The 22,917-nt window shown below is 54.6% G+C and carries 26 protein-coding genes and 1 pseudogene; 6 read left to right on the forward strand and 21 right to left on the reverse strand.

Features of this window, described 5'->3' with window-relative positions:
• Window positions 1–2: 2 nt before the first annotated feature.
• Genes O1724_RS04770 through O1724_RS04785 form a run of 4 tightly spaced genes read right to left on the reverse strand, consistent with a single transcriptional unit; the run spans window position 3 to window position 4,534 of the window.
• Window positions 3–446 (reverse strand): 6,7-dimethyl-8-ribityllumazine synthase, encoded by a 444-nt coding sequence (locus tag O1724_RS04770; RefSeq protein ID WP_001581446.1) that lies wholly within the window; start codon window positions 444–446, stop codon window positions 3–5.
• Window positions 447–481: 35 nt separating this feature from the next.
• Window positions 482–1,414 carry a sugar phosphate isomerase/epimerase family protein gene (locus tag O1724_RS04775; protein ID WP_001581447.1) on the reverse strand — a complete coding sequence of 311 codons (933 nt, stop codon included), beginning with the start codon at window positions 1,412–1,414 and terminating at the stop codon, window positions 482–484.
• Between the two features lie 10 nt (window positions 1,415–1,424).
• Entirely contained in the window at window positions 1,425–2,948 is a 1,524-nt protein-coding gene (locus O1724_RS04780; RefSeq protein WP_001581448.1) for a glycerol-3-phosphate dehydrogenase, read from the reverse strand.
• A gap of 20 nt (window positions 2,949–2,968) precedes the next feature.
• Window positions 2,969–4,534 (reverse strand): FGGY family carbohydrate kinase, encoded by a 1,566-nt coding sequence (locus tag O1724_RS04785; RefSeq protein ID WP_479983920.1) that lies wholly within the window; start codon window positions 4,532–4,534, stop codon window positions 2,969–2,971.
• A 432-nt stretch (window positions 4,535–4,966) separates the two neighbouring features.
• On the opposite strand from O1724_RS04785, the gene O1724_RS04790 reads away from it, so the two are divergent.
• The 5 genes from O1724_RS04790 (at window position 4,967) to O1724_RS04810 (ending at window position 10,267) form a co-directional block, all read left to right on the forward strand.
• Window positions 4,967–5,620 (forward strand): DUF2291 family protein, encoded by a 654-nt coding sequence (locus O1724_RS04790; protein ID WP_023315482.1) that lies wholly within the window; start codon window positions 4,967–4,969, stop codon window positions 5,618–5,620.
• Entirely contained in the window at window positions 5,617–7,155 is a 1,539-nt protein-coding gene (locus O1724_RS04795; RefSeq protein ID WP_001581451.1) for a sugar ABC transporter ATP-binding protein, read from the forward strand. Before O1724_RS04790 ends, O1724_RS04795 begins: the two co-directional genes overlap by 4 nt.
• 23 nt (window positions 7,156–7,178) lie before the next feature.
• Complete coding sequence (locus tag O1724_RS04800) at window positions 7,179–8,240, forward strand: ABC transporter permease (protein ID WP_001581452.1); 1,062 nt, start codon at window positions 7,179–7,181, stop codon at window positions 8,238–8,240.
• 88 nt (window positions 8,241–8,328) lie between these two features.
• The gene (locus tag O1724_RS04805; RefSeq protein ID WP_001581454.1) at window positions 8,329–9,279 is read left to right on the forward strand and encodes a D-ribose ABC transporter substrate-binding protein; all 951 of its coding nucleotides are present in this window, start codon (window positions 8,329–8,331) and stop codon (window positions 9,277–9,279) included.
• A 130-nt stretch (window positions 9,280–9,409) separates the two neighbouring features.
• Window positions 9,410–10,267, forward strand: coding sequence for a DeoR/GlpR family DNA-binding transcription regulator (locus O1724_RS04810; RefSeq protein WP_001581455.1), 858 nt, complete (start codon window positions 9,410–9,412; stop codon window positions 10,265–10,267).
• A gap of 350 nt (window positions 10,268–10,617) precedes the next feature.
• On the opposite strand, the gene O1724_RS04815 is transcribed toward O1724_RS04810, so the two are convergent.
• From O1724_RS04815 to O1724_RS04875, 13 genes and pseudogenes are all read right to left on the reverse strand, one after another.
• Window positions 10,618–10,947: a toxin gene (locus tag O1724_RS04815; protein WP_001581456.1), complete on the reverse strand. Its 330-nt coding sequence runs from the start codon at window positions 10,945–10,947 to the stop codon at window positions 10,618–10,620.
• Window positions 10,948–10,967: 20 nt separating this feature from the next.
• Complete coding sequence (gene yafW, locus O1724_RS04820) at window positions 10,968–11,285, reverse strand: type IV toxin-antitoxin system antitoxin YafW (RefSeq protein WP_000070396.1); 318 nt, start codon at window positions 11,283–11,285, stop codon at window positions 10,968–10,970.
• 18 nt (window positions 11,286–11,303) lie between these two features.
• Window positions 11,304–11,525, reverse strand: a complete 222-nt coding sequence (locus tag O1724_RS04825; protein WP_000691994.1) for a DUF987 domain-containing protein — start codon at window positions 11,523–11,525, stop codon at window positions 11,304–11,306.
• 8 nt (window positions 11,526–11,533) lie between these two features.
• A complete protein-coding gene (locus O1724_RS04830; protein ID WP_126297390.1) occupies window positions 11,534–12,010 on the reverse strand; it encodes a JAB domain-containing protein in 477 nt (158 codons plus the stop codon).
• Between the two features lie 15 nt (window positions 12,011–12,025).
• Window positions 12,026–12,484 carry an antirestriction protein gene (locus O1724_RS04835; protein WP_000211838.1) on the reverse strand — a complete coding sequence of 153 codons (459 nt, stop codon included), beginning with the start codon at window positions 12,482–12,484 and terminating at the stop codon, window positions 12,026–12,028.
• Between the two features lie 97 nt (window positions 12,485–12,581).
• Complete coding sequence (locus O1724_RS04840; RefSeq protein ID WP_000194654.1) at window positions 12,582–12,821, reverse strand: DUF905 domain-containing protein; 240 nt, start codon at window positions 12,819–12,821, stop codon at window positions 12,582–12,584.
• A gap of 76 nt (window positions 12,822–12,897) precedes the next feature.
• Window positions 12,898–13,365, reverse strand: coding sequence for a protein YkfB (ykfB, locus tag O1724_RS04845; RefSeq protein ID WP_001581459.1), 468 nt, complete (start codon window positions 13,363–13,365; stop codon window positions 12,898–12,900).
• Between the two features lie 23 nt (window positions 13,366–13,388).
• Window positions 13,389–13,832 (reverse strand): YfjS/YafY family lipoprotein, encoded by a 444-nt coding sequence (locus tag O1724_RS04850; protein WP_071850045.1) that lies wholly within the window; start codon window positions 13,830–13,832, stop codon window positions 13,389–13,391.
• Entirely contained in the window at window positions 13,832–14,068 is a 237-nt protein-coding gene (gene ypjK / locus O1724_RS04855; RefSeq protein ID WP_001144031.1) for a protein YpjK, read from the reverse strand. The genes O1724_RS04850 and ypjK overlap by 1 nt, the downstream gene beginning before the upstream one ends.
• 40 nt (window positions 14,069–14,108) lie before the next feature.
• Entirely contained in the window at window positions 14,109–14,810 is a 702-nt protein-coding gene (locus O1724_RS04860; protein ID WP_006812588.1) for a DeoR family transcriptional regulator, read from the reverse strand.
• 216 nt (window positions 14,811–15,026) lie between these two features.
• Window positions 15,027–15,848: a DUF932 domain-containing protein gene (locus O1724_RS04865; RefSeq protein ID WP_000197389.1), complete on the reverse strand. Its 822-nt coding sequence runs from the start codon at window positions 15,846–15,848 to the stop codon at window positions 15,027–15,029.
• Between the two features lie 91 nt (window positions 15,849–15,939).
• Window positions 15,940–16,803, reverse strand: coding sequence for a GTPase family protein (locus O1724_RS04870; RefSeq protein ID WP_001065553.1), 864 nt, complete (start codon window positions 16,801–16,803; stop codon window positions 15,940–15,942).
• 328 nt (window positions 16,804–17,131) lie between these two features.
• A pseudogene (locus tag O1724_RS04875) lies at window positions 17,132–17,470 on the reverse strand (LysR substrate-binding domain-containing protein); the annotation flags it as partial.
• Between the two features lie 37 nt (window positions 17,471–17,507).
• Between O1724_RS04875 and O1724_RS04880 the strand changes: the two are divergent.
• Window positions 17,508–18,706, forward strand: a protein-coding gene (locus O1724_RS04880) for an IS3 family transposase (RefSeq protein ID WP_126297085.1) whose coding sequence is annotated in 2 segments (ribosomal slippage) — window positions 17,508–17,787 and window positions 17,787–18,706 — 1,200 coding nt in all. Because the reading frame shifts where the segments join, the coding sequence is not laid out codon by codon here.
• Between the two features lie 106 nt (window positions 18,707–18,812).
• On the opposite strand, the gene O1724_RS04885 is transcribed toward O1724_RS04880, so the two are convergent.
• The 4 genes from O1724_RS04885 to O1724_RS04900 form a co-directional block, all read right to left on the reverse strand.
• The gene (locus O1724_RS04885) at window positions 18,813–19,559 is read right to left on the reverse strand and encodes an SAM-dependent methyltransferase (RefSeq protein WP_045350623.1); all 747 of its coding nucleotides are present in this window, start codon (window positions 19,557–19,559) and stop codon (window positions 18,813–18,815) included.
• A 10-nt stretch (window positions 19,560–19,569) separates the two neighbouring features.
• Window positions 19,570–19,827 carry a YjhX family toxin gene (locus O1724_RS04890; protein WP_023324207.1) on the reverse strand — a complete coding sequence of 86 codons (258 nt, stop codon included), beginning with the start codon at window positions 19,825–19,827 and terminating at the stop codon, window positions 19,570–19,572.
• Window positions 19,828–20,086: 259 nt separating this feature from the next.
• Entirely contained in the window at window positions 20,087–22,024 is a 1,938-nt protein-coding gene (locus tag O1724_RS04895) for a putative bifunctional diguanylate cyclase/phosphodiesterase (RefSeq protein WP_479983921.1), read from the reverse strand.
• A gap of 17 nt (window positions 22,025–22,041) precedes the next feature.
• Window positions 22,042–22,536, reverse strand: coding sequence for a putative pterin-binding protein (locus O1724_RS04900; RefSeq protein WP_126297084.1), 495 nt, complete (start codon window positions 22,534–22,536; stop codon window positions 22,042–22,044).
• Window positions 22,537–22,917: the final 381 nt, after the last annotated feature.

Consider the following 22,917-nt stretch of genomic DNA (forward strand, 5'->3'; position numbering starts at 1 on the left):
CGTTAATCTTTTGGCATCTGCAAGCTATGGATTTGCACCACCGCCCGGGCAGCCTCCTGGCCTTTTTTCACGAAGTGATCGGTATAGAAACCAATGTGCTCTGCCGTCGGCTGGAAGTGGTGCGGCGTCAACGAAATGGAGTACATCGGTACCTCAGTGGCAAGTTGGGCCTGCATCAGACCGCTGACCACCGCCTGGGCAACAAAATCATGGCGGTAGATGCCGCCGTCAACCACCAGCGCGGCGCAGACGATGGCATCATAGCGGCCACTTTTTGCCAGACGCTGGGCCAGCAGGGGCATCTCAAACGCACCGGGCACGTCCAAGCTTTGCACATCGCAGCTGACGTGCTGGCTCTCCATTTCCTGCTGAAAACCGACCAGCGCCTGCGACACGATATCGCTGTGCCAGTTGGCTTTAATAAAGGCGACCTTTAATGAAGACATATCTCACTCCTGTGATCTGGCCCGAGCCAGCAACGTTAAATGTTCAGGTCCTGCACGCCGGTGTCGATATGCGGTGCCCAGAAGGCGACGCTCTCAGCGATACCGGCAACGGCCTGGCTGTCGGTCGGCTCGCGCTCTTTAAAGCTCAGCTCCAGACAGATTTCATTGTTCTCTGCACCGCCGCGCGCGAAGGCGCTCAGCAGCGGTTCCGGCTGGATCCGACCGTGGGTATTATACGGTAATGTAAATGGCCGATGTCCGCCTTTGTCCGCCATGCTCTGTTTTATATGAATAATCGGCGAGTAGCGGGGCACCGCTTTGGCCCATGCGTAGGGGTCATAATCCCGCGGATCGGCGGAGGTGACATCGCCATGGTCAATATCTGCCATCATCCACATCGGCAGCGCCATCGGCTCCGCGCTAAGCCGTTTTTGCAGCGCCAGACAGGCGGGAATGGTTTCGCCAAACTCACGCCCGACGCTCATCGGCTCCCAGAACAGATACTTCAGCCCGGCTGACTTCGCGTGCTCGGCCACCTCCGCCCAGCACTCAATGGCGATAGCTATCAGCGCGTCGCGGCGGGCGAGATCCTGATAATCTCGCAGGGTAAAAATGGCGAACTGCGAGCCCACCGAATCACCACCCAGTTCGGCGGTGATATCGGCAAAGGTTTTAAACCAGTCGATATAGTAGCGGCGCACGCTGGCGTCCGGATGACCAAAGTGGTTAAGGCGACCGTACGGGCCGGTCATCCCGGAGGTGACGCGCACCCCGGTCTCCTGCAGCGCTTTTTTCATTCGTCGGGTCATCTGGTTGATGGTCGCTGCCGGCCAGCCCGGATTGATAAACTCATGCGTCAGCTGCACGTCGCGGATGCGAATGCGCTGGGCGATGGTCTGAATCAGCTCCTCAGGTTCGGCAAAGCGATTCACCAGCGGATTGGTATTGAGCGAAAGGGTGAGTGCCATCGTCGTCTCCTTAGCTGGCCTGGGCGCACGGCTGAACGGTGAAGGTGTCGGTGAACCAGTCGCTGAACGCCTGTTGCTGGGCATCGCTCAGGTGCAGGCGATGCTTGGTGCGACGCCAGAGTACGTCTTCCGGCTGCTGGGCCCACTCTTTTTCAACCAGATAGCGCACTTCGACTTCATACAGCAGGCCGCCAAAATGACGACCCAAATCGGCCACCTGCTTCGCGCCCCCCAGCACCTGGGGCAGACGCGCGCCGTACAGCCGGGCGTAGTGTTTGCGCAGCGGCGTGGGCAGCCAGGCATACTGCTCTTTCAGGGTTTGCAGATAGGACTCAAAGTCGGCCCCGGGAATTTCACCACCAGGCAGCGGGGCGCTGCGCGTCCAGTCTGCGCCCATTTGCGGGAAGAACGGTCCGAGTTTTTGTAACGCGTGTTCGGCAAGCTTACGGAAGGTGGTGATTTTACCGCCAAAGACGTGCAGCAGCGGAAGTTGCTGCTGGTCATCCAGCTCAAACACGTAATCCCGCGTGACCGCCGACGGGTTGCCTTTGCCATCGTCAAACAGTGGGCGAACGCCGGAGAAACGGGTAATCACGTCAGCGGCGGTCAGCTTCACTTTGAAGTAGCGGTTAACCGCATCAATCAGATATTGTTGCTCGCGGTTGTCCGCCTCGACGGAGTCGGCATCGCCTTCCCACGGAATATCCGTGGTGCCGATAAGCGCTTTATCGCCTTCGTACGGGTTGATAAAAATCACGCGCTTGTCGTGGTTTTGCATCAGGTAGGCCTGCTGACCCTCCCAGAATTTTGGCACGATCAGGTGTGAGCCTTTTACCAGGCGCACGCTGCGTTTGCTGTGGGAGCGGGTCACATCATTGATGATGTCCAGCACCCACGGGCCGGAGGCATTCACCAGCGCTTTTGCCCGTACCCGGTGCTGTTCGCCGGTCTGCGTATTTTGCAGGGTAATTTCCCAGGCACCGGCTTTACGCTCGGCGGCCACGCAGCGGGTGCGGGTCAGAATGGTGGCGCCGCGCTCGGCGGCGTCCACGGCATTCAGGGTGACCAGGCGCGCATCGTCAACCCAGCAGTCTGAGTACTCAAAGCCTTTATGGAAGCTATCGAGGATCGGCGCGCCTTCCGGATCACGCAGCAGATCCAGCGTACGGGTGCCAGGCAGTTTTTTGCGCCCGCCAAGGTGGTCATAGAGGAACAGCCCCAGGCGAATAAACCACGCCGGGCGATCGCTCGGGTTATGCGGCAGCACGAAGCGCATCGGCCAGATGATATGCGGCGCGGCGTTGAGCAGGATTTCACGCTCAATCAGCGCCTCGCGCACCAGCCGAAACTCGTAATACTCGAGATAGCGTAACCCGCCATGTACCAGCTTCCCGGAACGGGAGGAGGTCCCCTCGGCGAGGTCGTCTTTTTCACACATCATCACCGACAGACCGCGTCCGGTCGCATCGCGAGCGATCCCCGCGCCATTAATGCCGCCGCCGATAATAAACAGATCCACGATTTTTTTGCTCATGACAGACTCCATTAACCCAATTAAAGGCCTGCATCAGGCTGGTGTAAGGTGTGCCACACGGAAGGTAGCTCGCTGCGAAGATGCTGGTAAGTGCCAAAGAGATGCTGGTAGCGCGCGACGAGTTCAGGCGGCGGCGCATCCGGCGTATCCAGTAACGGCTTGACCCAGGTTTCCACACAGCGGGCCATTGACGGATAAGCCCCAATGGCGACGGCCGCCATCATTGCGGCCCCTGCGGCACCGGTCTCCTCGCGGCTGTTGCTGCGTACCGGTACGCCGACGCAGGCAGAGAGGATCTGCCGCAGCTGTGGCGAACGAATGGCTCCGCCGGTGAGGCGAAGCTCGGCGGGCATCGCCCCACCCATCGCCTGATAGCAGTCGCGGGCGGCAAAGCCGATCCCTTCAATAACGGCGCGCACCATGTCGCCAAAGCCATGACGGTAGCTCAGGCCAACAAAGCTGGCGCGGGCTTCGGCGTTGACGAACGGCCCGCGTTCGCCCGCTTCGGAGATATAGGGGTGATAGAGCAGCGCGCCGGGTTTGGCCTCGCTGAGCCAGCGGTCGATGTGCTGCACCAGTCGGGCATGATCGACCTCGCAGCCGAAGCTGTTCAACAGGTCGCTGGCGACATGCAGCAGCCAGTCGAGGTTGAGCGTCGAGGCCATGTTGGTCTGCACCTGGGTGACGTAGCCTGGCCACGGCAGGGGGATGACGTACCCGGTCTGCTCATCGTTCAGCCAGACGCTTTCCGTAGGGACGGCGCGCAGATGCACACCCGTAGAGCCCACCACCGAACAGGCGGTATTGGCCTCGCCGGTGTGGACACCGGCACCCAGCGCGGTCATGACCATGTCGACGTAGCCCAGACTGACCGGGGTGCCGGCTCTCAGCCCGGTCAGTGCGGCCGCTTCAGCGGTGAGGGGATGCGTGGTTTCGACGCCGTCGACGATGTCAGGCAGCAGGTGGCGGCGGTGCTCCAGCCCCAGGGCGGCAATGACGTTGTCGTCATAGCGCCGGGTGCGGAAGTTGCCAAAGGTAAAGCTGGCTTCCGAAGGGTCGGTCGCGCGCACGCCGGTCAGATTCAGGTACAGCCAGTCTTTGCAGTGCAGGGCAACTTCGCTGCCGTTGAGCAATTCCGGGTGATAGCGATCCATGTGCGCCATCTGTGCGCTCTGCTGGCAGGTGTTCAGACCGGTACCCGTCGCTTCAAAGCGCATCCGCGACAGGGGCGAGCGGGAGAGCGATTCGACGGTGCGAGCCGCGCGCGCGTCGAGCCAGATCCAGGCATCAGAGACCGGGCGGTTCCCGGCCCCGACCAGCCAGGTGCCGTCGCCCTGGGCGGTGACGGCAATCGCCACCACACGGGCGGCAAGATTATCGACGCGCTCGGCGAGCTTACGAATAGCGGCAACGGCATCCTGCCAGGTCTGGCTCATTGACTGCAGCGCCGCGCCGTGGCCCTCGCTGCGAGAGTAGCGGTTGCGCGCCGATGCACATCCGAGCTGCTGGCCTTCCAGATCGTACGCCACCGCTTTGACCACGGAAGTGCCTGAGTCCAGACCGAGAATAATATCGCGGTTATCCATGGGTGCCTCCGTTGGCCGGGTGTGGGCCTCGCGTGAGAAGAGTGAATGTGTTCATAACCCCATCACCGAAATGTTAATTGGATGTAAGTGTTTTGATAAATACAGTCATACATCATCTATCACAGAGTTAACATAGTGGCTGTATTATTTTTCTTTAAATGGAATAAATTTCATTCCGGAAAGCGAAGACGATCACGATTTTGTCGCCTGGTTCGCAGGATGGGTGGCGTGAAGGGGGTTTTCTGGCGCGGGGTTGTGGTGTGATTGTTATGGTATAGAAATGTTAGATCCAGATCGCGTTCTACACAAAATCCCAAAGACTAAATTGACATTAGTGCAACAAAGGAACAATTCTCATCACATATAGTTATCGTATTTATAACATCAAGACGCAATAAAGCGTCGGTGCTAACTGTCTGTGAGGTCAACATTATGTCCGGTGTTTCCGCACTCTCTACCCTACATTCCTGCCGCCGTATGAGGCGTTATCTGCTGTGTGGCCTGGCCGCAGCGGCAGTGGTGGCGGCCATGGCCATTGATACCAAGGTGGTCAAAATCGGTTCCGGGCAGGATGCACAGGAGCAGGGGTTCTCCGCCAGCACCTACGGTGAGAAAACCTTCCCAGGGATTAAAAGCTACGTCGAATCTCATGCGGTGGAGGCTGTTGAGCTTGCCAACGCGCTGAAGGTCAACCAGCTGGAGGCGGTGAAGAAGTACGCCACCGGCACCACGCTGCCGGTATTGCCGGTTCGCTTCTCCGGCACGGTGGGTGAGGGGAAATCGGGCATCTTTGCGCTTCACGTGGAAGGTCTGCCGGAAGGGATGAAGGCGCGGCTGCAGACCGGCCCGGTCCTCACCGGCACCGAGCTGCGCGACGTGACCGGCAAGATCCAGTTCGGTGACTTCACCAACCAGATTGAGTATCAGAACGCGGGTTCGGCGATTAACCAGGCGCTGAAGGCCTCGTTGCTCGACAAGCTCGACCGTACCGCCCTGTCCGGCAAGCTTGTCGAAGGCGTGGGGGTATTCCGCTTACTCACCCCTAATAACTGGCTGGTGACCCCGGTCAGCCTGGAGGTCAAATGAAGCAGCGTGAATTTCATTCAGCGTTGACCCGCGGAGAAATAATCCTGTCGGCGAAAAACGTCAGCAAGGTGTATGGCTCAACCCATGCGCTGAAGGGGGTGAACTTTGATATTCGCCGTGGCGAAGTCACCACGCTGTTTGGTGAAAACGGGGCGGGTAAATCGACCCTGATGAAGATCCTTTCCGGTGTGATCACCCCGAGCAGCGGCGAGATCCTGCTGAATGGCGAGGTGAAGGTGTTCAACTCCGCTACCGATGCCCGCAACCAGGGGATCTCGATAATCCACCAGGAATTGAACCTCGCGCCGAACATGAACGTGCGCGACAACATCTTTATTGGCCGTGAAATCATGACCTCCAGCGGTGTCGATTTTGCCGAAGAGACGCGAGTAACCCGCCACCTGATGAAGTCGCTGGAAGAGGATATCGATCCGCTGACCCCGGTGGAGAACCTGCGCCTCGGGCAGCAGCAGATCGTCGAGATCGCCCGTGCGCTGTCGGTGAATTCGCAGATCCTGATCATGGATGAACCGACCTCTGCGCTGAGTGCGGCAGAGGTAGAGGTGTTGTTCCAGGTGATCCGCGACCTGACCAGCCAGGGGGTAGCTATCGTTTACATCTCCCACCATCTGGAAGAGGCGCTGGAAATTACCGACCGCGCGGTGGTGCTGCGCGACGGCGTGATGACCGCCTACGCCCGCCGCGATGAAATCGACCTCGACTGGATTGTCCGCAACATGGTGGGGGAAAGCTTTGACCTCGGCGCGCCGCCGTCGGGTTACGACTTTGGTGATACCGCGCTGTCGGTGAAATCGCTGACGGTGAAGGGGAAAGCCGGTATCCGGCTGGTGGATAACCTGTCGCTGGACGTCCGCGCCGGGGAGATCGTCTGCATTTACGGTTTGATGGGCGCGGGTCGTACTGAACTAATGGAGTGTGTGGCGGGTCGGCTGCGCCAGTCGTCCGGGGAGATTCATATTGAAGAGAGCGACGTCTCGGGTTTGAGCATTGCTGAGCGTATTGCCAGCGGCCTGGCGCTGGTGCCGGAAGACCGTCAGCGGGACGGGCTGGTGCAAACCATGACCGTAGGTGAAAACCTGACCCTCGCCAGCATCGGGCGCTTCGTGCGCGGGCTGACGCTTTCCACCCGCAAGGAAAAGGCGCTGATTACCGAGAGCATTCGTAACGTGACGGTGAAAACCGCGGGCGGCGAGGCGGCCATCGGTTCGCTCTCCGGCGGCAATCAGCAAAAGGTGGTGATCGGCAAAATGCTTGCGACGCATCCGAAGGTGATTTTGCTGGATGAGCCGAGCCGCGGCATTGATATCGGCGCTAAGGCTGAAGTATTCCGCCTGCTGGCAGAGAACGCCCGGCAGGGGCTGGCGGTGATCTACTCCACCTCGGAAGTGGGGGAGTGCCTGAGCATCGCGCACCGTATTGTGGTGATGAGCAAAGGCCGCATTTCGGCGGTGTTTGACTCTTCTGTATCCAAAGAACGCATCATGGCGGCCTCCGGCGAGTCCCTGGTGGCATAACGATGAAAATGGGAGCGAAAACCATGACTGACAGAACTCAGCAGCTGGCCGTGCCAGCCCGGGCCGTAAAAAGTCGTACTGGCACCACTAAGAGCATGAGCCTGGCGCGTATTCTGCTTGAGGGGCGTGCGTTCTTTGCCCTGCTGGTGATTATCGCGGTGTTCTCACTGATGTCGCCGAACTACTTCAGCGGCGCGAACTTCCTGACGATGGCCTCGCACGTGGCGATCTTTGGCCTACCGGCTATTGGTATGCTGCTGGTTATCCTTAACGGCGGCATCGATCTTTCCGTGGGTTCAACCCTCGGGCTTGCCGGGGTGTGCGCCGGCTACATGATGCAGGGCATCAATCTGGAAGCGCTGGGCGTGGTGCTCTATCTGCCGGTCTGGGCGGTGGCGATTCTGACGCTGGCGGTGGGTGCGCTGGTGGGGCTGGTCAACGGCGTGCTGATTGCCTGGTGCCGGGTTCCTGCCTTTGTGGCCACGCTTGGCTCGCTGTATGTCGCGCGCGGTATCGCGCTGCTGATGACCAACGGCCTGACCTACAACAAGCTTTCCGGCAGCGACGCCCTGGGCAATACCGGTTTTGACTGGCTGGGCTTCAACCGCATTTTCAATGTCCCGGTCGGGGTGCTGATTCTGGGCGTTACCGCGCTGATTTGCGGCTATCTGTTGAGCCGCACCGCCTTTGGCCGCTGGCTGTATGCCTCCGGCGGGAATGAGCGGGCGGCTGAGCTCTCCGGCGTGCCGGTGAAGCGCGTCAAAATCAGCGTCTATGTGCTCTCCGGGATCTGTGCGGCGATGGCGGGACTGGTGCTCTCATCCCAGCTGACCTCCGCGGGCCCCACGGCGGGCACCACCTACGAACTGACGGCGATTGCCGCAGTGGTGATTGGCGGCGCGGCGCTGACCGGTGGGCGCGGCAACGTGCGCGGTACGTTGCTGGGCGCGTTCGTTATCGGTTTTCTCTCTGATGGCCTGGTGATCATTGGCGTTTCTGCTTACTGGCAGACCGTCTTTACCGGGGCGGTCATCGTGCTTGCCGTACTGCTTAACACTCTGCAGTACGGACGGAGTCGACGTTAATCTATTCCCTGTTTGGGCGGAAGCCAGGTCGTCTCCGTTCCAACGTTAATCCGTAACCTGTACCCCTAAAATAACGGAGCAACAACCTATGTACCTTAACAGCAAGCGTTTTATCCTGGCCGCTGCCACGGTGGCACTTACCGCTATCGCCACACCAACCTGGGCTGACGGGCTGATGACCATCATCGTCAACGATCCCTCTAACCCCTACTGGTTGACGGAAGGCCAGGTGGCGCAGAAAACGGCTGAGAAACTCGGCTATACGGCGAAGGTGAGTGCGCATAAGGGCGACACCAATACCGAAAGCCAGCTGATTGATACCGCGATCACCAATAAATCGAAGGCCATTATTCTCGACCCGGCGAACGCCGACGGTTCGGTTGGCTCGGTGAAAAAGGCCATCGCGGCGAATATCCCGGTGTTTATTATCAACGCCGAGCTGAACCAGAGCGGCCTGGCGAAGGCGCAGCTGGTTTCCAACAACGCCCAGGGCGCGGCGCTTGGCGCACAGCAATGGGTGCAGCAGGTGGGTGATGCGGGCGACTACGTTGAGCTGAAGGGGCCACCGTCTGATAATAACGCCGCCACCCGCGCCAACGGTTTTGAGACGGTGCTGAGCCAGTACCCGGATCTGAAAAAGACAGGTAGTGAAGTGGCTAACTGGGACCGTACCCAGGGCTATAACAAGATGCAGTCTCTGTTGCAGGCTAACCCGAATGTGAAAGGGGTGATCAGCGGTAACGATGAGATGGCGCTGGGTGCGATTGCGGCGCTGAAAGAGGCGGGTAAGCTGAAACAGGTGACCGTTGGCGGCTTCGACGGCTCCCCGGATGCGGTGGATGCAGTGAAAGAGGGGACGCTGGCCTATACCGTGATGCAGCCGGTGGCGACCTTTGCCGCTAAAGCGGTTGAGCAGGCGGACACCTTCCTTAAGACCGGCAAAACCGGCGCGTCGTCAGAGAAACAGCTGTTTGACTGCGTGTTAATCACCAAAGAAAACGCGGCGAAAATTACCTCTCCATTTATGCTTGCAGACTAAGTTCGCAAGAGAGTAGCCCGGGCGAGGCGTTTACGCCGACCCCGGGATTAAACACCGTGTTGCTAAACTATGGCTAACACGGTGTAATTAACAAAGATCGGAACTCATTCCTCTCTTTAATGGACGGATTATGGCGCAAACACCGCAGGACCCCTCTCTGAATCTGTTTATGGCGGATACCCTTCCCAGCGACAGTCGTCAGGCTCGTCAACTGGCGCGCCGTCAGCTGATTGTTGAAGCGGTAATGGCGGAAGGTGCAATCCGTATTGAGGACATTACCGAGCGTTTTGATATCAGCCTGATGACTGCCCACCGGGATATTGACGAGTTGGTGGAGCGCGGGCTATTGCATAAATCTCGCGGCGTGGTCTCGGCGACGGCCACGAGCCTTGTGGAATCCAGTGACATTTACCGCGCCACCCGTCAGCTTGAAGAGAAGCAGGCGATTGCCGAAGTGGCGGCAGGTTACCTAGAGCCGGGGCAGGCCATCTTCCTGGATGATTCCACCACTGTCTTTCAGATAGCGCGCTTTCTGCCCGCCAGAGCGCCGCTGACGGTAATCACCAATTCACTCACGTTGATGAACGAGCTACGCAATATTCGCGATATTACCCTGCTCGGCCTGGGTGGCCAGTACTACAACTGGTGCAACGCGTTTATGGGCCACTCCACGCGTCAGGAAATCGCCGGACTGCGCGCCGACGTCTTTTTTGTCAGTATGTCGGCGGTGATGGATGGGATCGTTTTCCACCAGTCGGCGGAGACCATAGAGACCAAGCGGGCGATGTTTGATTCGGCGAAGCAGCGCATCCTGATGATGGATCACACTAAATTTGAGCGCCGGGCGCTCTACCATTTTGCCCACCTGAACGAGTTTGATGCGGTGATTGTTGACCGGGGAATTCCGGTACCGACGCTGCGTCAAATTATGGATATGGGGGGGAATGTGGTGGTGGCGGATATGAAGGGAAAAGCGGGGGAGCGCTGAGGTTTTACGCCAGTCCTAAACGAGCCGGATTGAGGGGGGGGCCTCAGCCTCCCAGGTCAAATTGAAGGTACAAAAAAGCCCGCAGGGCTTGCGCCGTGCGGGCTTTCAGGACTTCGTATCAGGCTCTGGTGACCATCAACAAAGGATTTTGGGCTGGCGGAGTCTGAATTGGTTGTTTAACTTGTTGTTTAATAGCTGATAACCTTCAATTCAATTTTCATTTTGGTCCCATTGTTGGTCCTAAAAGAAAATGTCAGGTTTTTTGCAGGGGAGGGAAGGTTACAGCAGGAGCTTTTTCGTCTGTGAGATTAGCATTTTGCTTTCCTTTAGTCTGCTCTGTATTTAATCGTTTATTTCACGTTAGTTTTTAGCAAGTCGGTAGAGCGCCTTGCTCGCAGAATATCTACTACGGAAATATACGGAGTCTGTTCCTGCCAGCTAAATCCCTTCCTGTCGATACGAACCAGCTCGTATTTTTCTACCAGAAAATTCACGGCATCGGCTAGGGTGATACCGGCATCGATGTGTTCCTTAATCACAGCCTCATTGCAGAATGGCGTGTCGTTTATTGTCAGACCATAGTGCTGTTCCAGCAGACGTGTCAGTAACATTTGCCAGACAGCCACGGGTGACAGGCAGGGCTTCACCGCCCGCTGAGTTGTTGCAGGTAAAGTTTTCATGTTTGCTCTCGTGTAGGTAATTAACGCTGAGTGGGGTAAATGGCGATGTATACGTAGCCGCAACTGCCAAGGGTGTCGGCTTCGCAGGTTAAATCGTTGTGGTACAGGGTAACGCAGTGGGCATGGTGGGGGCTGAGTTCACCGGTGGTCAGCATCGATTCCATCTGGCGGATAAAGTGCGGGAATGTTTCATCCAGCTTCCGGCATTCGATGTCACTGAACTTGCCGGTGATGCTGGCCCGGTCAGCCAGATAATGCAGTCGGTTGCCTTCCTGCACCAGACGGGCTCCCAGGCGCAGTGTAATCTCCCGCTGCAGGCCCCTGGTAGGGTTGCTCATTACAGTTCTCCACTATTGTCAGTTCAGGGTGATGCTCATCAGGCAGGTATAGGGCCCATTGCGGTCTTGGCGGCGTTCGGCGTATACCGCGAGGACTCCGGCGATATCCGGAACGTCCCTGCCGGTGTAATGACAGACGCTACCGTGCCACTGGTATTTGCCGGTGCAGTAGCGAAAGATTCGGGACTCAGGATGCTGGCGGTATATCGTCATTGCCCTGCGTTTACTGATAATTTTCATGTAATACCTCAAAGCAGACCGTGTTCTGCGAACGAATAGATTTGCCTGCCACCGACAATCAGATGGTCAGGGACACGGATATCCACCAGCTGAAGCACCTGAACCAGTCGCTGCGTGAGGGTTTTGTCGGCCTGGCTAGGTGTCGTCTCGCCGGAAGGATGGTTATGCGCGAGTATCACCGCCGCCGCGTTGAAGTGCAGATCACGTTTGACCACCTCCCGGGGATGCACCTCGGTGCGGTTAATCGTGCCGGTGAAGAGCGTTTCATGGGCAATCAACTGATTCTGGTTGTCCAGATACAACACCCGGAACTCTTCCCGCTCAAGCGCGGCCATATGCAGTCGCAGCCATTCACGTACGGCGTGGGTAGAGGTGAAGGCTACGCCGGGCTCATGCAGGTGGCGGTCCAGAGCCCTGAGCGCCCGCTGAATGAGACGCCGGTCCTGTGGCGTCATCTCGCCGGGTAAAAAGGAAAGCTGTTTCATCTGTTGCTCCTTCGGTCAGTCGATAATACGCAGAATGGCGTGAGCCTCTGGATGTTGCATGGCATACTCCCGCAGGCGGTAATAGTGTGCGGTCATCGCGTCACATTCTGTACGGCAGGCATGGTGGCTATACGCAATCAGGCAGACAGCAATACCTGCTGCTTCTGCACTCATTTGGGCATCGTTACCGTTCAGGCAGTTAAACAGACGCCATGTCTCATCGTTGTCAGGCTCGGGGGACATAAATGCGCCGCCATTGCTGAGGGTGTAGAACGACCAGATACCACCGCTGTAGCCCTCACAGAAGCGGTCCATCCAGGCGAAGATATGCGGCTCCAGGAGTAGCCACTGCGGGATAGCGCCAAAGTACTGTGGCCAGAAATCGATACGCTGTTCATCGGGGACCGGCGTGACGGTCAGTTCAAATTCGGGTTGGTTAGCGGGTGCGAGGTCGTGCTGCGTCTGTGTTGTCATGGGTATGTCTCCGTCAATAAAAACGCCAGCGGCGATGGCTGGCGTATGGGGATATAAAGTGTGTTCGGGGAGGTGAATGCGGGTAAATGCTTCGCGATCAGCGGGTGGCCGTGTCTGTACGGATGCCTGAGGTGCGGATATAGCGGTTAAGACCTTCACCGGCATCCGGCTCAAAGTTCCATGCCCGCCAGACCATCCGGCCTTCAGTATCACGAACCACCAGACGGAAGTGACTGCCCTGGTCGTCTTCGAGTGTGATATTGCTGTACGTGGTAGTGACCGCTTGCGCTTGTCTCCGGGTGAAAGGCCCCGGTGGCAGCAACACGGATTGGGTCATTTTCGGGCTCCTGATAAAAGAAAACCCCGGCAGCCTGCTAGCTGTCGGGGTGGATTTGCTGGGGAAGATACTACTATCAGTCGTTGCTGCAGTCTCCGAGAGTGGACAGAACTTTCTCAGCGTTCTTCCGGTCCGCAGTGAAGGTCCCTGCTTTGTGGTCATTGACGTAGACGTCGAACTGCCCGGCCTCAGAGATATTGCTGATGAAGTCAAACCAGGCGTTATCGCCGTTACGCCAGCCTAGGCTGGACGGAATAATGTACTGCTGGTGATCCATCACTACGGTGATAGTAGTGTCGTCATCGTGCGAACTGACCATCTTGTCATCGGCAAGGGTAAGAAAGACTGAATGCTGATAAAAACCATTCTGGTCCGGGTTCCCTGTGCAGTTGATGGTAAACGTCTTCCCGCTGGCTTCGGTCACACTGTATTCCGTATTGCCCTGACCGTAACCCTGCTGCCAGAACCCCGGGATAGCAGAGGCATTAAAGCTCGCGAGCAGTACACCCACCAGCACAAACCGACTTAGTGAACGTATTGTCATTTCTGTTTCCTTTATCGTTGTTTTTATTCCTGATTGTCAGGGTTCGAGGGTATCAGTAGCTGCCCCATCAGTTTGCCGTCATGGGCGTACTCAAAGTATTTTTCTTTGGTATACGGGTCCGTCACCTCCTGGTATTCCAGTTTGATGTTATCGGCAATACACAGCGCATTCATCAGTGGCTGGACGGTTTTTTCCTGCATATCCACGAGGTAGTAGTAACTGCCATCCTCGCAGCCATCGGGCGACTGGCGGGTACGTAAAACCTGCAAGGTGGGACCGGATAAGTAGTCAACCTGTGACCATTCTTCGCTGACATCATCCTGGTGGCTGACCACATCACTGAAACGCGGTGGGGTGAGGTCCTTAAATTTACTGATGGCCTTCAGGTCATCACTTCTGTCATCGCATGCGATGAGAAACATAGTGGTGGCAACCAGCGCCAGCAGAGGCAGTGTTTTACGTTTCATTATTTTTTTCCTGAAATCAGACGAACCACTTTGGCAAAGACATAAATGCCCACGAAAATACCCACCGGCACGCCGACGAACGGTGTTAGCGCGACACTGGCAGCACCGGCTGCGCCACCTCCCGTCAGCAGTGCGGCAACAGTGGCAAGGGTCAGGGCCGCGAGACTGTCGGACACCCCGGTTTTGTTCAGAATGATGACGATGACAACAATGGCGATAATGGCAATAACGGGCATAGGGCTCCTCCCTGTTGCCGGGTTGATAACAACGCTTGCGCTATTCTGGTGAGCTGTTGGCCGGAACAAACGTAAGCAGTGACTGCTGGATAAAGCGAAAATGGGGTAAGGACTGAATAAAGCCCGGGTCTTCAACAAGACGACACAGACTGTCGTTACGCCGGAAAGTCTCCTGCAGGGGCTGAACCAGATGGATTTCATCCAGGGAGAATACGGCGATATGTCCGTCGTGCTCTGCCACCAGATACCAGGCCTGCTGGTGGATAAGTAACCGGCAGGGAGCCAGCCGCTCACAGCGCTGCCCCTCGGCAATCAGAGTCACCCGCCTGCGCCCGGTAATGGCCTGAATCAGTCGCCAGAAAGACAATGCGCCTGATGGCGAAGGAGCCGGACTGGCGGGTGCGATTACGCAGGGAGACTCATCGCACATCAGCAGTGCGTTTACCAGACGACGGTCAAAGCCAGGGAAAAGACCGGCCATCCCGCTGCGGTGGGCAAAGATAAGCACGTCGGGCACCATCTGCGTCTCACTGCCCGCAGTGCGTAAGCGGCAATATCCGGACTGATACTCCAGGTCCAGATACATCAGCCGCTCACGAAAATCACGCCGCAGCGTGCGTACCGACACACCAAACTCAGCGGCAAGCTTACGCACACTCAGCGTTTCCCCTGCCACCAGACGGCTGATTATCAGTGACAGCCTGACAGCCAGCCGGTCATGGCGGCGTTCTGCCTGTGTCATGAGACGTTCTCCGTGAAAGTTAACTGACTGAAAATGATGTGATTACTTTAAAGAGGGGGTCGGACAGGGTATGGACACCACAGAAACTATTTTTCATTTCTGCAAAAGCCAGAGGCAGCGGGGGTTACAGGCCTTCCCTCGGTGAGTGAGGACCGTCAGCACGGTGCGATGCGGACAGGTGGTGTCCGATATTAACAAAGCAGCAACATTAAACGGTCACTGCAGTTGCGTGAGCAGGGCTTCCGCCATCACCCACAGTGCCCGGTTAAGTTTCACGTCCCCGTCGATACCGCGAACGGCACGGGTATGTGACCGTCCTCCTTTGGCATTACGGCCACTGAGCCCGCCCTTAATCAGGTTCTCCTGAATACGCTGGTACGTGGTCCACAGGTCATTGCTCTCATCCTGCCAGCGGCGAGGGGAGAGGATCTGCGATTCAGTCACCGGCTGGTGGTCTTCACCAAAGCGGTATGTGAGGGCGGCTTTTGCCAGTGCCTGCTGTGCCGGGGGTGGCAACAGCAACGACTGCATGGCATCCCGTTTCTCCTCCACCCGGTCAAAAATCCCCAGCACCTCATACGCGCCTTCAATCACCTGACTCACCACGTCCCCCTTGTGTGGCACCCGCACCTCGCCAAACGACTCACCGCAGACGAGCCCGTTCTGACAAACCGCACGAAATAGTCCCGGCAACATCTGATACGAACTGGTTCCATCGTGAGAGTTGAGTAGAATAATTTCCGGCACCTGTTTACCGGTGATCTGCCCTTCCCGCCGCAGACGCAGCATATGCTTTGTATGTTCACGACGACCCGGGTCACGCACGCGGGTCTGACAGGCAAAGAATGGCTGGAAGCCTTCTCGCTGTAGGCTGTCGAGCAGGGAGATGGTGGGTATATAGGTATAACGCTCACTACGGGACTCGTGTTTGTCCTCACTGAATACACTGGGCACTACGCGAAACAGCTCTTCACGGGTTAACGGACGGTCGCGACGGATAAGGTTTGCTGCGCCAAAGCGCGAAGCCAGACGGGTCATAAGCAGACTCCTCATAACGGGAAAACAAATAAAAGGGATCCCCGTCGTATCGGCGACAGGGGCAGGGAAGTAACAGGGATGGGTTAAATACTCAGAAGAAGAAATCCCAGACGGCGCGGGCCACTGACACCACCGTGGTGCGCACGGCCTGAATGACGGCCCGCACCGGGGCGGGTATCAGGGGAAAGGCACTGATGCTATCGAGTACGGCCCCGACGGTTTCACCAAAATCGCTACGAGCCTGTTCCCGGACTACCGTCGTGCGAAAGGAAGGATGGAGTTGCGACACCACCGGGCTGGTGGCCTCACGTGGCAGGCACTTAATCATCCGCTCGGCCATCACCTTAAGCCCCCATTGTAGACGGACCGACACAGCACACACCGGATGGACGGGCTGGAACAGCTCATGCAGCAGGCAGATTTTGCGGCTGATATTCTGCTTCTGCGCCGTGGACAACTGTCCCCCACCGCTGGTAGGTTCGGCCTTATCCGACTGGCTGATAACAAACAGCACCTTATGCCGGTATACCTCTCCAATCACCTGATGATAAAAATGTTCATCCACCGTCAGCGCCCGGTCATCGGCCTTAATCAGCCACAGTACCAGGTCGAGGCGAGGAAGCTGTTCACGGTACAGCGCAGCATACTCGGTATCGCGAGCGCCACTTTCGCCCACGCCGGGCAGATCCATCAGCGTTATATAGCGGTCGCCGACTTGCAGGCGAAAGCGCAGTGGCTCACGTGTACAGGCCGCCACATCGCTGACCGGTGATATATCTCCGGCAAACAGGGCATTGCACAGACTGCTCTTCCCAACACCGGTTTTACCCATAATGCCGATCACTGGTTCGTAGTTAGTTAACTGGTTAATTTGCTGCAGAAGCCGCTCTGATACCCATTGCGGCAGATCAGCAAGCGATTGCTGAAACGACTTCAAACCTTCAGAATTATTCATCACTACTCCTCTGAAAAATAATAAAAAACGGTAGAATCGTGAGATTCCGCCGTTAATTGCGTATGTTCAGAGTGATGATATATATCTGAAGATTTTTTCAATCCTCTGCGCTTGAGGCAGCTGCGCGACTGCTGGCTCAGGCAATGAATGAGTTATAATAGCAGCATTTACTAACAGGGATTTATTGAGAGTATGAGCCGCCGTGATACACCTTAAAATCTCAACCCAGCAAAGTTTCGGAGCCGCGAGCAAAAGTGAGAGCCTTCACAAAATAATGCTTAGTAATAAAGTTACTTTGAATTCAGAGCCCCGATTAATGTGAACATGATCAACGAATTTTACCCAGATTGAGTTCATTCAGTAGCCAGGTTTTGAACACATCAAGCGCAGAATGCATGTGCTGGTGCTGGGGGAAAACCAAATAATGACCGTTGTAATGTATTTCGCTGGTACTGTTTACAAGTGGGCATACCAGTTTACCGCTAGCGATTTCACGTTCAGCCAGTAGTTTTGATTCAAGCACAACTCCCAAGCCGTCAACTGCGGCAGCAATCGCCAGAAAGCTACGGTCAAATCGAAGGCCATAATTATTGGGTGGCGTCATCTTATTCGCCTCAAACCATCCTTTCCACTGGTACAACTGCACATCGCACTGAATCAATGTGAAGTGGTTTACTGAATTTGGCCACCTGAACAGAGGTGATATGCTCATCTCAGAACAATACAGGTGTCCCAATGAAAAAAGAAATTTCAGCGCAGAGTTTAAACGCGAATCCGCTCAACTGGTCCTTGATCAGAACTACACCGTTGCAGCTGCGGCCAGTGCTATGGACGTGGGGCTTTCTACCATGACGCGATGGGTAAAGCAGTTACGGGATGAACGACAGGGTAAAATACCTAAAGCCTCCCCTATAACCCCGGAACAGATTGAAATACGTGAGCTAAAGAAAAAGCTACAACGCATTGAAATGGAAAACGACATATTAAAAAAGGCTACCGCGCTTTTGATGTCAGACTCCCTGAACAGTTCTCGTTAATCGAAAAACTCAGAGCGCAGTATCCTGTGGTCACACTCTGCCAGGTGTTCGGGGTTCATCGCAGCAGCTACAAATACTGGGTGAAAAGCCCCGAAAAGCCAGACGGCAAGCGGGCTATATTACGTAGCCAGGTTCTGGAGCTGCATAACATTAGCCATGGCTCTGCTGGCGCGAGGAGTATCGCCATTATGGCAACCCTGAGAGGTTTCAGAATGGGACGCTGGCTTGCCGGCAGACTCATGAAAGAACTGGGACTGGTTAGTTGTCAGCAACCCACCCACCGGTATAAACGTGGTGGCCATGAACACATTGCTATCCCAAACCACCTTGAGCAACAGTTCGCAGTGACAGAGCCTAATCAGGTGTGGTGCGGCGATGTGACGTATATCTGGACAGGCAGGCGCTGGGCTTACCTCGCCATTGTTCTCGATTTGTTCGCCAGGAAACCGGTAGGCTGGGCAATGTCATTCTCACCGGACAGCAAGCTAACCATCAAAGCGCTGGAAATGGCGTGGGAAACCCGAGGTAAACCAGCGGGAGTGATGTTCCCCAGTGACCAGGGTAGCCACTACACAAGCAGGCAGATCCGGCAGTTATTGTGGCGTTACCGGATCAGGCAAAGTATGAGCCGACGCGGAAACTGCTGGGATAACAGCCCGATGGAACGCTTCTTCAGAAGTCTGAAAAACGAGTGGGTGCCAGTGACAGGCTATATAAACTTTAGCGAAGCAGCTCATGCGATCACAGACTATATCGTCGGGTATTACAGGTCGGTAAGGCCGCATGACTATAACGGTGGGTTACCCCCAAACGAATCGGAAAACCGATACTGGAAAAACTCTAAAGCCGTGGCCAGTTTTGGTTGACCACTTCAAACAACTCAACCCATCTATGCTGCACTTTCTGGCTGAATGCTTAACCCTGTCTGTTGATCGGCGGCATAACCCTAAAGGCTATACCGCCAGCGTTATGTTATCGCGCCATTAACGCAAACACTCCCCAGCCAAAGTACTCCCGCGTGTACGTCACATGACGTTCAGGCGCTATCGTCAGCTCCGCCCGAACCTCCTGCGCGAAGTCATCGTCTGGGTTTTCCTCCAGCCAGCGCCGCATGGTCATCCATTTTGCGGCTTCGTACCTGTCCCAGCCTTCCTGGTCAGCCAGCACCATTTCAACCAGGTCATAGCCCTGTTGATCTAAAGACGCAACCAGACCGGGCAGAGTGAGAAAGTCTGTAATCGACGAGACGCCGCAGGCCTGGGCTGTCTCCTCCGTCGCGGGTACCTGACGCCAGTACGGTTCGCCGATGAGCATTATTCCCCCGGGCTTGAGGCTTTTTGCCAGCAGATCCATTGTCCCGGCTACGCCCCCCGCAATCCAGGTTGCGCCAACGCAGGCCGCCACGTCACATTTTTCATTCGCGACGTAGCCGGCCGCGTCGTTATGAATGAAATGGACGCGTTCGCTGACGCCAAGTTCCTCTGCGCGCAGTGTGGCCTGCGCGGTGAAGAGCGGGCTCATGTCGATGCCGGTACCGGTAATACCGTAATCACGTGCCCAGGTACAAAGCATCTCTCCCGAGCCGCTGCCGAGATCGAGAATGCGTGTGCCTGGCTTCATGCGTAACACGCGGCCCAGCGTCGCGTACTTCTCTGGCGTAAAGGGGTTATGAATGCGGTGTTCGCTTTCGCTAACAGTAAAAATACGTGGGATATCCATCATCCTCTCCTTAACGATTATCAGGCTGAGCGCGAACGTTGTTCAGCCCGGTGGTGTTAATGCGGTAGGGCTGACCGTTAACGGATTTGATCAGCTTTTTGGTTTTGAGCTTTTTGAAAACGGCGAGCGTGCAGTCAGCCAGCAGTATTCCTTCGCGGCTATAGCATTCAACGGCGGTGACGCGGCCGGAGGTATCGCGGACGTGCACAATACGGCCACCTTTGGCGAGAACGTGTAAGGTACGTTGTTCCTGACGGGATAGGTTCATACTGGAAAACCTGTTTAATCATCATGGGCAAAACGTGCAAACACACAGCGGTGTCCGCATACGGTTTCAGCGCATTGATAATCAGTCCGGCCTGGAATGGTCGGGAAGCTGATTATCGGATGATTACATTCTCCAGCATCAAAGCCTCGGATTGAGTTGATAGATATTTACGGGGTGAATGATAACACCTGTTTATTGTCAGTGAATACCCAAGGGTGAAAAATGTGATCCCGGTTGGTATCGGGCTGAGGAGAGGGACTCATTCCTGGCCGCTCTTGATTTTACTGTCGACCTGAGGCTGTGGTTTGCTGAAAAGATATCCCTGCACAAGCTCGCAACCCAGAGCCTGAAGCCGCTCAAGCTGCTCTTCGGTCTCAACGCCCTCAGCTATGACGCCCATATTAAGGCTTTTAGCCATACCGGTAATCAGCTTCACAATATTAAGCGCATCTTCCTGCGTAGATATCGGATTGACAAAAGATTTATCGATCTTGATTTTATCAAAATTCAGTTCGCTGAGTCTGGAGAGCGACGAATAGCCCGTGCCAAAATCATCAATGGAGATTCTTACGCCCAGTGCGCGGAGTTTTTTCAGAATCGCAATGGGGTTATTTCTGTCACTGAAGAGGGATGACTCCGTGACCTCTAACTCAAGACGGTTAGCCGGGAGCCCGGTTTCAGCCAGAACGGACTGCACCGTATTAATAAATGATTTGCTGCCCAATTGAACAGGCGAGACGTTGACGGAGATCCTGGCCGGAACAGTCCAGGAGACCGCTTCCCTACAGGCCAGTTTAAGTACGGTTTTACCTATCTCGTTGATCATGCCTGTTTTTTCAGCGGCGAAAATAAAGCTATCTGGGGAGAGCACTCCCTTTACAGGATGCATCCAGCGAATCAGCGCTTCATAGCCGTAAATTTCCTTGCTGACGGAATTCACAATAGGCTGGTAATAAACAACAAATTCATCATTCTCTATTGCTCTTGCCATATCATTTTCAAGGGTTCTGCTTTCCTGCAACTTCTGTAGCATTCGCTGGCGGAATACTTTGATTTGCTGAGAACCTTCTTTCTTGGCTTCATAGAGCGCCAGATCGGCAAATTTATAAAGGTAATCTGAACGTCGTTCGTTATCCGATAAAACAATACCCACGCAGGTGGCTATTTTGATGAGTTGATTATTGATTGTATAGGGCTTGCTGATGCTATCACTGATTTCTCGCGCGCGTGAGACGGCTGCGGTTTCGGTTAAGCCACTGGAGAGAAACGCAAATTCGTCGCCGCCCAAACGATAAAATGTCTCTGAAAAGCGGCCCAAAGCATTAAGGCGCGTGGATACCTCACGTAACAGTAAATCCCCGGTATCATGACCGTAGGTATCATTCACCTCTTTGAATCGGTCTAAATCGAATAACATCACCGTGACCGAAATATGTTTTTTCTCAGCCTGTAAATTAAGTTTATTGAGATCATCCCAAAAGAAAAGACGGTTTTTCATGCCGGTAAGGGAGTCATGATAAACATCGTATTCCAGTTTTGTATTCTGGATTTGCAGGGTTTCTTTGGATAGCTGAAGTTCTTCAGCCAGCGTTTTCACCTGCATATGGGCTTTCAGGATATTTTTATTTTGATAGATAATCAAAAAGCCCAGTATGAAGCTTAAAATAACCAGCAACAGCGAAAGTGCCGAATAAATATAATACAGAACCTGTATTTTAAGGTTGGTTTCATTGATTGTATTAACATCTTTTGTTAAATCCGTGGATGAAAGCTGGCTTAGCGGGGCATCCAGTGAATGCATATTTTTCAGATAGAGCTTTAACTCTGAACGGCTCATTTTCTCAAGATGACCATCCAGATAGTTCAGTATATTTTCCAGGCGTAAGGCGAGCGCCTGATGCGCTTTTTCGCTGTTTATATAACGACCCAGGCCGCCCTCTTTCAATAAATCATTCTGGATCAGCATGATTTCCAGGCGCATGCGAACCTGGTCTACCGTAACGTCATCAGTCTCGGTTGCGTACAGTCCAATCCATGATTCAAATCGGTAATATTCAGATACCAGTTGGGCTACAGACCAGGACTCAGTGTAGTGAGTCAATTTTTGCAACTCTTGCTGACGATCGTAAACAAGAAATGCTATATATCCCGTAGTGATAAAAAGAGAAAAAATGATACCAACCAGTATCCTGTTCATTATGTTCTCCTGAACTACTATTCAATCTTCATTTTGCTGACCTGCCATGCCGATCGCGAGTAATAAATCTGATTATTAAGTTCAGGAAGACTGTCATAAGGGTAGACGATGAATGACGGACCTTTATCGCGGATGCGCATATATTCGCCATTGACCTTTAAAGCCATGATGGCGTTGTATTTCTGGAAGTCGCTGAGAGGGATGACGGTAGTGTAATCATTGAGTGCAATCACATTCAGGACAGAACCCTTTGCACCCACATACTCCATGAGTTTGCGCATCGGGATACCCTCAAACTTCGTGCGGCCATTATACCAGGGAGAGGTCGTCTGGAAACTCACCATGCCCAGTTTTTCAAGGCTGGCAATATCAAAAACGGCATTTCCATTTTCGTTCGTATTTTCTATATTACCGCTAATGGTTAAGATGGGTTTGCCCACAGGCTTTGGCAGTTCGCCAGCCCAGCTTAAACTTTGTACCAAAAAGCAGCACAGCATTAGGATTATTCGCATATTGGCCTCCTCTTTTTAACAGAAGTATAAGAATTATAAGTTATTTATCCTATAAGTTTGTCTATTTTGTTGAACGCCACGCCTTTTTGCAAACGCTACTTGATTAAAATCATAAAAATCAAAATGATAGCTGTATTTTGCCCCATGATTGCAGACCGCTGGCTGAAGCTTACGTTTTTTAAAACATAAAAACTTAGTGTAATAAACCACCCGAGTTTAAAAAATGATCGCTTTGATTTATTGATATATTTACGCACCCCCATTTTTTATCAATGGTGGCATCGTTAAGATGAATTTATTTGTACAAAGAATGATAACGCACCCTCAATGTGAGGGAATAAGAGAGTGCGCGTACCTCTGACGTCGTTGGCACTGAGTTTC

The sequence above is a fragment of the Enterobacter cloacae complex sp. HYC074_NIDB genome (genome assembly GCF_056673345.1).